The organism is Chryseobacterium sp. 2987, from assembly GCF_031456375.1.
In the GTDB taxonomy this organism is placed as follows: Bacteria; Bacteroidota; Bacteroidia; order Flavobacteriales; family Weeksellaceae; genus Chryseobacterium; species Chryseobacterium vaccae.
Map to the genome: position 1 here is coordinate 302,888 of NZ_JAVDUN010000001.1, position 11,302 is coordinate 314,189.

The following is an 11,302-nucleotide window of genomic DNA, read 5'->3' on the forward strand; positions in this document are numbered from 1 at the left end:
GGATGTGTTAAATTCTATAGAGATCAGGTTTCCATCGCTTAATGGATCTTTTAATCTCATCCCCGGAAATGTTTTCGTGAATAGCCCGGTTCAGAAGCTCTTTAAATTCATCATCATAAGCAAATCTCAGGGCGGCAATCTGATCAAATCTTAATTTTTCAGCTGTTTCATCAGATCTTTCACCGAAAATCTCAAAATATCGCTGTTTAAACTCAAGCCTTACCATACGGTTTTGAAGCCCCAAAGCGTAATGTTGTCTGGTCATGAAAGCCAGATAGAAAAGCAGAAATACAACAATAGAAAATAAAATCCAGATGAGTTTATTTTCGGGATCATCCCATATTTTATACATTCCAAAGACTTCAAGAAGGATAAGCAAAGGAAGATATATGAAGTGATGCGGCGGATAAAATTTCCTGTGATTGTTATAATTCTGTATTTTCATATTATAGATGTAGCAATAATCTTTCCAAAATTTTACATTATTAATATTAAATTCGATTTTGTGGTATCTTAAAATTTACAATATTTCAAAATATGTTTACTCAATATCTTATTCAAACCTTACAGGTTTCCAAAACCTATAAGGTTTATATTGCCGCCCTCATCTGCAGATCAGAAAGAAAATATCTGCGCAAAGATCTGTGTCATCTGCACAATGCGTGGGAAATTTTTTTAACTACAACAGGCACAACAGATTTTAGTTTTATCCCCAAAAGTTCACAAAGTTTACATTTTTAGAGCTTAAATTTTTCGTAACTTTCGGTGTTTAAAAAAGAAAAGAATGACTTCAAAGGAAAAAGTTGCTGCACTTCGTCAGGAAATGCAGAAAAATAATGTTGATGCATTTATAGTATATTCTGCAGATCCTCATATGAGCGAATATCTGCCTGAAGAATGGCAGGAAAGAGCATGGCTGTCAGGGTTTTTAGGTTCTGCCGGTTTTGTGGTAGTAACAAAAGATAAAGCAGGTCTCTGGACAGACGGAAGGTATTTTACCCAGGCTGCCATTGAACTGGATGGTTCCGGAATTGATCTTTTCAAGGATGGAATGGAAGGAACCCCTAATTATATCGACTGGATTATTTCTGAAATTCCAGCTGGTGGTAAAGTCGCTTTAAATGCTAAGGCAGCTTCACATGCCAATTGGCAGCTGCTTTCACAAAAATTACAATCCAAAAATCTGATTCTGGAAGACCTTCCTCTTTTAAAGGAAATCTGGAAAGACAGAGGCACCCCTTCAAAGAATCCTATTTTCGTACATCCGTTAGAAAGAGCTGGAAAATCTGTTACCGATAAGCTTGGGGCCATCCGCCAGAAAATGGAAGAGCAGGATGCTACGGTTCATGTAATTTCAAGCCTTGATGATGTTGCCTGGACACTGAATTTAAGAGGAAGCGATGTGGAAAGTAATCCCGTATTCTTAGGTTATATTGTGATTACAAAGAACGATGCGATTCTGTTTACAGATCTTGAAAAACTGGAAGTAGAGGCCAGAAAACAAATGGATGATTCATTCGTAAAAATGATGCCTTACGAAGAATTTTACAACTATTTGAAAGCTTTTAAAAATGAAACTGTGTTGGTATCGCCTAACAGTAATCAGCAGATCTTTGAAACATTAAAAGCAGACAATCAGTTTATTAAAGCTCCGGTTCCGGGTAACCTGATGAAGGCCCAGAAGAACGAAGCTGAACTGGAAGGTTTCAGAAAAGTAATGGTGAGAGATGGTGTGGCTATGGTAAAGTTTCTTTACTGGCTGACCCATAATGCGGGAAAAGAAACTATGAACGAATATTCAATCGGTAAAAAGTTGAGAGGGTTCCGTGCAGAAGGTGAAAACTTTGTGGGCGAAAGCTTCGGAAGCATCATAGGATATAAAGATAATGGTGCTATTATGCACTATTCTGCAAAAAGTGAAGGAAGCAAAGAAGTGACGAATGATGCGAGCATACTGGTAGATTCAGGAGGTCAATATCTTGAAGGAACTACCGATATTACCAGAACATTGGCTTTGGGAGCGGTTTCTGAAGAATTTAAAAGAAACTCTACTCTGGTACTTCAGGGTATGATCCGCCTGTCCATGGTGAAATTCCCGAAAGGAACAAAAGGAGTTCACCTTGATGCCGTTGCAAGACTTCCGCTGTGGATGGAAGGTAAAGATTTTAACCACGGAACAGGTCATGGAGTAGGAAGCTTTATGAACGTACATGAAGGTCCTCAGAATATCAGAAAAGATCTGAATCCCCAAGATCTTCTGCCGGGAATGGTATGCTCAAACGAGCCGGGATATTATCTGGAAGGAGATTATGGAATCCGTCATGAAAACCTTATTGCGGTAAAAGAAGCAGAAAAAACGATTCACGGAACTTTTTATGAGTTTGAAACCTTGACGTTCTGCCCATTCTTTAAAGATACCATTGTAAAAGAAATCCTTTCTGAAAAAGAGATTGCATGGCTGAATGATTATCACAGAACCTGTGAAGAAAAAATCGGCCCTTATCTTGAAGGAGAGGTAAAGGAATGGTTCCTGGCTCTGGTTAGCCCACTTTAAAATTGAGAAAAGGGGGAGTGTGAATAGTGAATATAGAACATTGAACCTGAAACTTTAAACCCAGAACTCAAACCCAGAACATTATAATTGTTAGATAAAACAACCAAAGTCCTGCAGCTTTTCTGCAGGGCTTTTTTATATTGTACAACCGTATTTTTACGGAGATAATTTTAGGGATTTTCCTGAGGCAGATCTGTCCTGAGGTATCTATCTTTGCTTCAGTAAAAGAGACATCAATCATTTCATATCTTCATATATAACTTTAGTAAATTCAAAGCAGTAAGCCGTTTCGTCCTGAAATGGCTTTTTTCTATATTGATCCTCATTTCTGAAGCTTCAAAGTAAAAAGTAATTATATAAGAGTGTAAAGTAAAATCAAGAGATTTGTTTAATTTAGCAGAAGTTTACAGGGAGTTTCATATTCCTTAACCGCAATTAAAAAGATATGATAGAAGATTACTTCCGGAGCTTTAAGATATTTTCAGAAAAAGAGATCGGGGATTTTTTACAGCTTTTTGAATCAAGAAAAGTATATAAGAATGATTTTTTTGTACAGGAAGGCCAAAAGTGCAAAGAGATCGCATTTATAATTTCCGGAATTTTCCGGTCTTTTTATATTTCAGATCAAGGGAAAGATATGACCTATTGTTTCAGGTTTCCCAATCAGATGATGGCTGGGTATTCGTCTTTTATTTCAGGATGTCCCAGCCGGGAAAACATGCAGGCCATTACCGATGGGGATCTGATGATTTTAAAAAAAGATGCCGTGGATCAACTCGTCCGGGATGATCTCAACTGGACCAGATTTTTAAAAATGATCGCTGAAGAAGAATATCTTGAACTTGAAAACCGGTTTTTCCAACTGCAAAGGGACAATGCAGCACAACGGTATGAAACTCTTCTCGGTAACCAGCCGGACTATATACAGAAAATCCCGTTACAATATCTGGCTTCTTATCTTGGAATTACTCAAAGACATCTCAGCCGTATCAGAAAAGAAATATAATTATTACTTACTCATATAATATAACAGATACAGGATTTCGTTTTTAGACATTTGTCCTGTATTTGGGAGAGGGAGCTCTATAATTTTGTAAAAAAATAATTATGGAGCACAATATTCTGATCGTTGGAGGTAATGGTCTTGTAGGTAAAACAATGATTCGGATTCTGAAAGAAAGAAATCCGGATGTTAATATTTTCATTGGTGGAAGGAAAGGAGGTAAAACAGAAAATGACCTGAAAATTGATGTTACTGATCCCGGAACTTTAAAAAAAATTACAGATCATCGTATTAATCTGATCATTCTTTCGGTGAATGACCAATCTGATCATATTCTTAAGTTTGCTATAGCCAACGGGATTGATTATTTAGACATCACCAAACCTACTCCCGATCTTATAAAAGCATATGATATCGCTAAAAGCAACACTGTCCGCAGTAGGATTGTATTCAGTTCCGGCTGGATGGGCGGTATTGTAAACGGGTTGGTGAAAACACTTTCGGATGAGAAAGATATACTGGAAGTAAAGCTATTTGTATACTATTCTGTGAAGGATCTTGCCGGAGAAAGTTCAGCACATTTTATGGCAGAAAATGTAGCTAAGCCTTTTGTCCGGTATGAAAATAACAGCCCTGTTTCCATAAAACATTTCCTGGATGCTGAAGATTTTAATTTTTCTTTTGGAATTGGAAAAAGACAGGCTTATAATTTCGATGTACCGGATCTGTATATTTTAAATCAGATTGAAAAAATACCCAATGTAAGCGTTAAGATGACCTACAATTCAAAGCTGATCACATGGCTTTTGGGGGCATTTCAAAAAATAAGGCTTTTTAATATCCTTTCGTTAAAGGAAAGAAAAATGATTTTCGGATCGAGTGGGAACGGAGATCAGAGTATATTTGAAATCGAGGTGAAAACAAAGGATGGGCATAAAAAATTAAGTCTGCAAAGTCTTAAAGGACAGGCTGAATTAACAGCATTTTCTGCTGTGCTTCATATGGAGGAATTGCTTATGAACACTCATGAAAACCGTATTTATTTCAGTCATCAGCTTCATCAGCCGGAGATCCTGCTTAAAAGGCTTAAAGCCTACGAAACGATCAGTATAAACTAATATTTATGAAAAAAATAGCCATTATTAACGGACATCCCAATAAAGATTCTTTCAATTTCGGGATTGCGAAAGCTTATAGAGAAGGGGCAAAACAGTCCGGAGCTGAGGTGAAAGAAATTACAATAGCAACTTTGAACTTTGATCCTGTTCTGCATTTTGGATATCAGAAAAGAATGGAGCTGGAACCGGATCTTCGTAAAGCCTGGGAAATTATTCAATGGGCGGATCATCTGGTTTGGGTCCATCCCGTCTGGTGGGGCGGTATGCCTGCATTGATGAAAGGATTTATCGACCGGATTTTTCTGCCTGGATTAGCTTATAAATACAGAGATAATTCGGTCTGGTGGGACAAATTGTTGACAGGTAAAACAGCCCATATCATTACCACGCTGGATCAGCCTGGTTGGTACTACCGTCTTTTTTATGGCCGGCCAAGTATTAACCAGCTGAAAAAATCAACACTGGAATTCTGCGGCATCAAACCGATAAAGGTTACCTATATCGGAATTATAAGAAACTCTACAGAAGGACAGCGGAATAAATGGATTAAAAAAGTAGATAAGCTTGGTAGAGCTTTGAAATAATTGTTTTGATTCAGATATTATTCATGGCAAAAGTTACTTGCATTTAAAATCTATATGAATGTCGGCACATATTATATTCTGTTATATTTTCAGGTATCTTAAAAACATTATAATGATAAAAAACTTGTTTCTTTTGCATTAATCAACATAGAATTGTGTTGTAATATTTTAATTATTCTCACCAAAAAAATTAGCTTTAAAAACACCAATCAGGCCAATAGACAATTCAGATAAGCTGCTTCAATAGAAATTATTCCGAAAAAACGTAAATTTGCACCATGAATAACGATACGATTTGCGCACTGGCTACAGCCAATGGAGTAGGGGCTTTAGGGATTATCAGAGTTTCCGGGAACGATGCTTTACCGGTTGTTCAGAAAAGTTTTCCAGGTAAGAAACTGGAAAAACAGAAATCCCATACCATTCATTACGGATATTTTATGGATGGTGAAGAGGCTATTGATGAGGTTATGCTGTCTATTTTCCTGGCTCCGAAAAGCTTTACAACAGAAAATTCTGTGGAAATTGCTTTTCACGGCTCTCCGCACATCGGGAAACGTATTCTGGAAACCCTTATAAAAAACGGGGCAAGAATGGCTAAGGCAGGGGAATTTACCCTTCGTGCCTTTATCAATGGAAGAATAGACCTTTCACAGGCAGAAGCGATTGCCGATGTAATTGCCTCTGAAAATGAAGCCTCCCGAAAAGTAGCTATCAACCAGCTGAAAGGCGGAATTACCAATGAAATATCGTTATTAAGAACAGACCTTTTGAATTTTGTTTCTCTGATCGAGCTGGAACTGGATTTTGCCGAGGAAGATGTGGAATTTGCAGACAGAACAGCCCTTAGCGGATTGTTGGATAAAATTGAGGTGAAATTAAGTTCTCTTATTGAAAGTTTCCAGTACGGAAATGCCATCAAAAACGGAACAGCCGTTGCCATCATAGGAAAACCCAATGCCGGAAAATCTACTTTGTTGAATGCTCTTTTGAAAGAGGAAAGAGCCATTGTAAGCAATATTGCCGGAACGACAAGAGATACCATTGAAGAAGTTCTTCATATTAAAGGTCATGCCTTCCGATTGATTGATACAGCCGGACTTCGCGAGACTATGGACGAAATTGAAGCCATTGGAGTAAAAAAAGCCAAAGAAAAGGTTGAAAATGCCAATATTCTGGTATACCTTGCCGATGCTGCCACTGAGGACTATTCGGAAGATATTGAAATGATCCGGTCATTGTTGAGAGAGGATCTGAAGCTGATTATCTGTGCTACCAAAATTGATGAGGTACTGCCTCCGAAGTATGAATCGGTAGAAAATATTTTCAGAGATGAAATCTCCCAAGAGTTTGATTTTATCAGAATTTCAGCAGTGGAAAATCAGAATATCCAGGATCTTAAAAATGAATTGTCATCTTATGTAGAACATTTAAAAACCCAGGAAAATAATGTGGTAATCACCAATCAACGTCATTTTGAAGCTTTACAGAAGTCAATGGATGCCGTACATAAAGTAAAAGAAGCTATTTCTTTCCAGATCTCTACAGAGCTGCTAGCCTATGAGCTGAGAAACGCTTTGGAATATCTTGGCGAGATCTCTGGTGAAGTGACGAACGATGAGGTACTGGGGAATATTTTTTCTAAGTTTTGTATAGGCAAGTAGGTTCACAAAATAGAACAAACCAAAACAAACTAAATAACTAAAAATCAATTAATTACAAAATAAAAGACTTTGTGATGATTTATGTTATTTTGGTTTGTTTTGCTCAAATTTGCCCCCTATTTGCCCCTCTAATCAAAAATATCTTATTTTTTTAAACCCGGGAGAAATTAAGTCACTTAAGGTATCTTATTGCACCTTACTGTATCTTACTGCACCTTATTGCACCTTAAGGATGTTTGATCTCCCACAAATAAGATATTATGAAAGTAAGAAAGATTTGCGAGCATTGTGGGCTCGAATTTATTGCACAGAAGACAGTAACTAAATACTGTAGCCACAAGTGTGCGTCAAGGGCTTACAAAGTCAACGTAAGGGAGCTGAAAGTGAAATTAACAGAAGCTACTCAGGAAATCCCATCCCAAACCACTTCGAAACCTAAAGAAGATCCGAATTCTTATTTCGCCCTAAGAACCCTTGATTACTTAACTGTCAAGGAAGCAGCTGTACTATTGAAATGTGATAAACGGACAGTTTATCGAATGGTAGCGAACGGCAGTATTCCAGCTGCTAATTTATCCATTAGAAAGATAAGGATATTAAAAAAAGATATTGATGAGTTATTTAAGATCAATTTAATTTCGAGTGTTGTGCAGAAAATAGATTCTTCACCTATCGAAGAAACACCTTTAAGAGACTGTTTTACGATTGGTCAAATACAGGAGGAATTTAGTATTTCACAAACAAGTTTAAAAACCCTTATTAAAAATCATAACATTCCGAAATTCCAGAAGGGTAAATTTGTTTACATTCCAAAAAGAGAAATCGAACACATATTAAAAAAGATTTTATCTGGCACTTACAATGGATAGCTTACCATTTGTATTTGGCCTCTCCACGCCAAATAGTGCCCTGCAAGGCCACTAAAACTGGTTAACTTAAATTATTTAATAAAATTACCTTTAAACTCAATCTTATGTCAAAAGTTACTCTAAGGAAAAAGCCTATCAGTAAAGGTCGGCATTCTTTATATCTTGAGATATATCCTCCTATCTATAATCCGGTTACTGGAATAATGCAAAGGAAGCAATATTTAAAATTGTACGTCTACAACCGGCCGAGAAATGAAATCGAAAAAGAATTAAACAAAGAGACATTAGCAACAGCAGAATATATCAGGGCCCAACGTCAGATAGATCTACAGAGCCAAAAGTATGACTTCGTATCGGAATCAAAAATGAAATCAAATTTCCTTGATTTCTTTGAGGAGCAAGCGGCCAAGAGAAAAAACTGCTATAATTGGACAATGTCGGTAAGATATTTTAAATCATTCTTTGGTCCAAAGATAGCTTTTACAGAACTGAATGAAAGCTTATGTGAAGAATATGCGGACTATTTATTGTCTGGTCCCGCTCTAGGACGATCTAAAATAAGAATTAAGAAAAATACAGCGGTTGCCTACTTTGGAAGATTTAGGCTTACTTTGCAAGCAGCATATAAGAAGCGCTACCTTCCTAACGACTTAGGTTCAATTATAGAAAATATAACTCCTCAGGAGACACACAGACCTTTTCTATTTATGGAAGAACTGGAAAGGATGGGTAATGCATTCTGCCCAAATCCGATAGTAAAACGAGCTGGCTTATTTTCGGCTATGACAGGTTTTCGCTATTCTGATATTGAAACATTAGTATGGAAAGAAATACATGGCTGTGAGGGAAATTATTATATCCTCTATAGCCAGGAAAAAACAGAGAACGCCGAATATTATCCCGTATCAGATGAAACCATCAAACTGTTAGGAAAACGTGGGGCTCCCGATTCAAAAGTTTTTGAAGGACTAAAATATGATCAAACTGTTACCTCGTTAAAAAAATGGCTAAGTAACGCAGGAATAGAGAAACACTTTACCTTCCATGGATTCAGGCATACCTTCGCTACGCTTCAAATCGCTGCCGGTACTGATATCTATACTGTTTCCAAATTGTTAGGCCATAAAGATATTAAGACAACGCAGATATATGCCAAAATAGTTGATAGCCTTAAAAAAGAAGCGTCTGAAAAAATTAAGATTAATGTCTTCAACATTGGTGAAAGCATTAAGAGCATTCAATAAGATATACTTCATACGTGCCTAAAGCAGACAAACTGAGCCAGATAAAGCTACTGTAGTGATTACGTAAGGTGGAATTCATATTATTGACAAAAAAAACATGAAATATACATTTGAGCAGATTCCTAGTATTCTCAAAAGAATTGAGAACAGATTGGACAAAGTTGAACAAATGTTATCGGTCCGAATTCAAAAAGAGTTTCCCGAAGAAGACTTTATAGGGGCAAAAGAAGCATGTAGAATATTAAAATTGTCTTTACCTACTCTCTACTCGAAAGTATGTCAACGGGAAGTACCATTTTACAAAAAAGGTAATCGACTTCATTTTTCAAAAGCTGAACTTTTAAACTGGATTCAGGAAGGAAAAAAGAAATCCTTGGATCAAATTAATCAAGAAGCGAATGATTTGATGAACAAGAACAATAGAAAACGGTGGTAATTATTATGACAGTTCCAGTGATTGCTTATAGCCCTTAACTTACTGTGGTAAACTAACGGCTATAAGCAATCTTTTATGACACATAAATAATTAATTGAATAATAATTATTAAATAATTTATTATTTTCCATTTCAAAAATCTCAAAATTTACCTCGAATATTCGCTTTACTCCTACGAATGTTAAATCATAAATAATTATATAAAACATCATTCTATATTGCTTTTTCAATCAATTATGAACGGATAAGATATTTAGCAGAAATAAGTAAAATGATTGAAAGTTACTGGCAAGAAAAATTAGATGTGAATATTATGTAATTCAATAATTAATAAATCGCTAATAAGGGAAAAATATTATATTTTTAAGTTGCTGATATATCACTGGACCTGATAGTTTAAGAACCTTTCTAATATATTTTTACCATGAAATCAATTTATGACACTATAGTAAAACGTATTGAAATTCGAGAGCACAGAATTACATTTAGAAATGAGAATGTAATTAAAGAAGCCGCTGAAATGACAGCATTTGTGCTAGAGATACTTATTGAAGCTCGAAATCTTGTTTCAGAAAAGGGATTTGTAAATAAAAAGGAAGAAATTTATTTCTTTAAAAACATTAAGCCCAAAATTCTGGGAAAACTCATTTATTACAATAAGATATTTCGGATTGAAACATCCTGCCCAGCAAAAAGTGGAGAAATACATAAGAGTTTTTTTGTAACAGAGTTAGAAAAGCTGACTAAAGAGTTTAAAGACAATTATATTGAATCGGACTTCTATAGATATATAAAATCCGGAAGAGAAGATCTTGATGAAAAGTACTTCGGTTTGGGGCGCATTGATATAATGGAAGGCTTAAATAGTTTTGTATTTGGAATTGATCCACAATTTTCAACATATTATGATTATAAGGTAGCGAAAATAATTGCGGATGAAATGTTTTACGAGTATATAAACAATAGACTAAATCAGGATTGTGAAAGGCATTCAGTTTCCCTTACTTATACTCATTATGATGATATGTTTTGGACGGATTCGAAAAATGCTCTTATCGAATTGATTTATGCGTTGTATGCAGCGAGGTCTCTATCCAATGGCAGATTGGGGATAACAAAAATAAGTACGATAATCGAATCACTTTTTCAGATAGAACTTGGGGATTTTCATCATGCTTTTCATCGGATGAAAGTGCGGTCAGGGAGCAGAACAGCATTCCTCGATTATCTAAAAGACAGTCTGGAAGAATATATGAATAAAAACCTATAAAATTAACTACACTAAAGACAACAGTTCCGTTGTCTTTTTTTTATTACTACCAATAAAGTGTAAGATTAACCAAGGACATGGATTTTAACCATTCATGGTTGTACTTTCCCTAAATAGATCTTTTTGGTGTAAACTATCCATAAAAAAAGTCGCATTTCTCTTGGCAAGGCTTGATCAAACTTGGCAGATCAATCCTTTTATCTAAATGAACTTTGTATTTGAACAAGCAAAATGATCAAATTATGAATATAGATAGATTAGAATTTATCGCCTGGATGGAACGGATTATGGATCGGTTCGATTTGATTTCTGAAAGTGTAAGGGAGATTAAGAAAAATAAGAATACAATAGATGGAGAAGAATTACTTGATAATCAGGATCTCCTTCATATGTTGAAAATCAGCAATCGCTCATTGCAGCGGTACCGATCAGAAGGAAAGCTGCTGTACTATACCATTAGTGGAAAACTCTATTATAAGCTAAGTGATGTTCATCAGTTTATCCGTGATAGTTTCAGTGAACCAACACAGCGTAAAAGGAAAATAAGAGACAATTAATGC

At 35.9% G+C, this 11,302-nt stretch carries 11 protein-coding genes; 10 read left to right on the forward strand and 1 reads right to left on the reverse strand.

Translation table 11 applies throughout. The annotated features are described in order from the left end of the window. Positions 1-7: 7 nt before the first annotated feature. Positions 8-445, reverse strand: a complete 438-nt coding sequence (locus J2Y40_RS01515) for a DUF6526 family protein (protein WP_153394188.1) — start codon at positions 443-445, stop codon at positions 8-10. Between the two features lie 339 nt (positions 446-784). Here J2Y40_RS01515 and J2Y40_RS01520 point away from each other — a divergent pair, with 339 nt between their 5' ends. The 10 genes from J2Y40_RS01520 (at position 785) to J2Y40_RS01565 (ending at position 11,299) form a co-directional block, all read left to right on the forward strand. Next, on the forward strand, positions 785-2,554 hold the full coding sequence (locus J2Y40_RS01520) for an aminopeptidase P family protein (RefSeq protein ID WP_309996124.1): 1,770 nt from the start codon (positions 785-787) through the stop codon (positions 2,552-2,554). Positions 2,555-2,999: 445 nt separating this feature from the next. Then, positions 3,000-3,560, forward strand: coding sequence for a Crp/Fnr family transcriptional regulator (locus J2Y40_RS01525; RefSeq protein WP_153394185.1), 561 nt, complete (start codon positions 3,000-3,002; stop codon positions 3,558-3,560). Between the two features lie 101 nt (positions 3,561-3,661). Next, positions 3,662-4,675 (forward strand): NAD-dependent epimerase/dehydratase family protein, encoded by a 1,014-nt coding sequence (locus J2Y40_RS01530; RefSeq protein WP_153394183.1) that lies wholly within the window; start codon positions 3,662-3,664, stop codon positions 4,673-4,675. Positions 4,676-4,680: 5 nt separating this feature from the next. Beyond that, on the forward strand, positions 4,681-5,259 hold the full coding sequence (locus J2Y40_RS01535; RefSeq protein WP_153394181.1) for an NAD(P)H-dependent oxidoreductase: 579 nt from the start codon (positions 4,681-4,683) through the stop codon (positions 5,257-5,259). Positions 5,260-5,537: 278 nt separating this feature from the next. Next, positions 5,538-6,923 (forward strand): tRNA uridine-5-carboxymethylaminomethyl(34) synthesis GTPase MnmE, encoded by a 1,386-nt coding sequence (mnmE, locus tag J2Y40_RS01540; protein ID WP_153394179.1) that lies wholly within the window; start codon positions 5,538-5,540, stop codon positions 6,921-6,923. 260 nt (positions 6,924-7,183) lie between these two features. After that, on the forward strand, positions 7,184-7,792 hold the full coding sequence (locus J2Y40_RS01545) for a helix-turn-helix domain-containing protein (protein ID WP_309996131.1): 609 nt from the start codon (positions 7,184-7,186) through the stop codon (positions 7,790-7,792). Between the two features lie 104 nt (positions 7,793-7,896). Continuing rightward, positions 7,897-9,036: a site-specific integrase gene (locus J2Y40_RS01550; RefSeq protein ID WP_309996134.1), complete on the forward strand. Its 1,140-nt coding sequence runs from the start codon at positions 7,897-7,899 to the stop codon at positions 9,034-9,036. 97 nt (positions 9,037-9,133) lie between these two features. Beyond that, positions 9,134-9,472, forward strand: coding sequence for a helix-turn-helix domain-containing protein (locus J2Y40_RS01555; protein ID WP_309996138.1), 339 nt, complete (start codon positions 9,134-9,136; stop codon positions 9,470-9,472). A gap of 424 nt (positions 9,473-9,896) precedes the next feature. Beyond that, positions 9,897-10,742: an RteC domain-containing protein gene (locus tag J2Y40_RS01560; protein ID WP_309996140.1), complete on the forward strand. Its 846-nt coding sequence runs from the start codon at positions 9,897-9,899 to the stop codon at positions 10,740-10,742. Positions 10,743-10,984: 242 nt separating this feature from the next. Continuing rightward, positions 10,985-11,299, forward strand: a complete 315-nt coding sequence (locus J2Y40_RS01565) for a helix-turn-helix domain-containing protein (protein ID WP_309996143.1) — start codon at positions 10,985-10,987, stop codon at positions 11,297-11,299. The last annotated feature ends 3 nt before the right edge of the window (positions 11,300-11,302 follow it).

Bases quoted from the DNA above. Each gene is read 5' to 3' on its own strand.
- J2Y40_RS01565 (WP_309996143.1), top strand. From the start codon at position 10,985: ATGAATATAGATAGATTAGAATTTATCGCCTGGATGGAACGGATTATG.
- J2Y40_RS01545 (WP_309996131.1), top strand. From the start codon at position 7,184: ATGAAAGTAAGAAAGATTTGCGAGCATTGTGGGCTCGAATTTATTGCA.
- J2Y40_RS01550 (WP_309996134.1), top strand. From the start codon at position 7,897: ATGTCAAAAGTTACTCTAAGGAAAAAGCCTATCAGTAAAGGTCGGCAT.
- J2Y40_RS01530 (WP_153394183.1), top strand. From the start codon at position 3,662: ATGGAGCACAATATTCTGATCGTTGGAGGTAATGGTCTTGTAGGTAAA.
- J2Y40_RS01535 (WP_153394181.1), top strand. From the start codon at position 4,681: ATGAAAAAAATAGCCATTATTAACGGACATCCCAATAAAGATTCTTTC.
- J2Y40_RS01515 (WP_153394188.1), bottom strand. From the start codon at position 445: ATGAAAATACAGAATTATAACAATCACAGGAAATTTTATCCGCCGCAT.
- J2Y40_RS01560 (WP_309996140.1), top strand. From the start codon at position 9,897: ATGAAATCAATTTATGACACTATAGTAAAACGTATTGAAATTCGAGAG.
- J2Y40_RS01525 (WP_153394185.1), top strand. From the start codon at position 3,000: ATGATAGAAGATTACTTCCGGAGCTTTAAGATATTTTCAGAAAAAGAG.
- J2Y40_RS01520 (WP_309996124.1), top strand. From the start codon at position 785: ATGACTTCAAAGGAAAAAGTTGCTGCACTTCGTCAGGAAATGCAGAAA.
- mnmE (WP_153394179.1), top strand. From the start codon at position 5,538: ATGAATAACGATACGATTTGCGCACTGGCTACAGCCAATGGAGTAGGG.
- J2Y40_RS01555 (WP_309996138.1), top strand. From the start codon at position 9,134: ATGAAATATACATTTGAGCAGATTCCTAGTATTCTCAAAAGAATTGAG.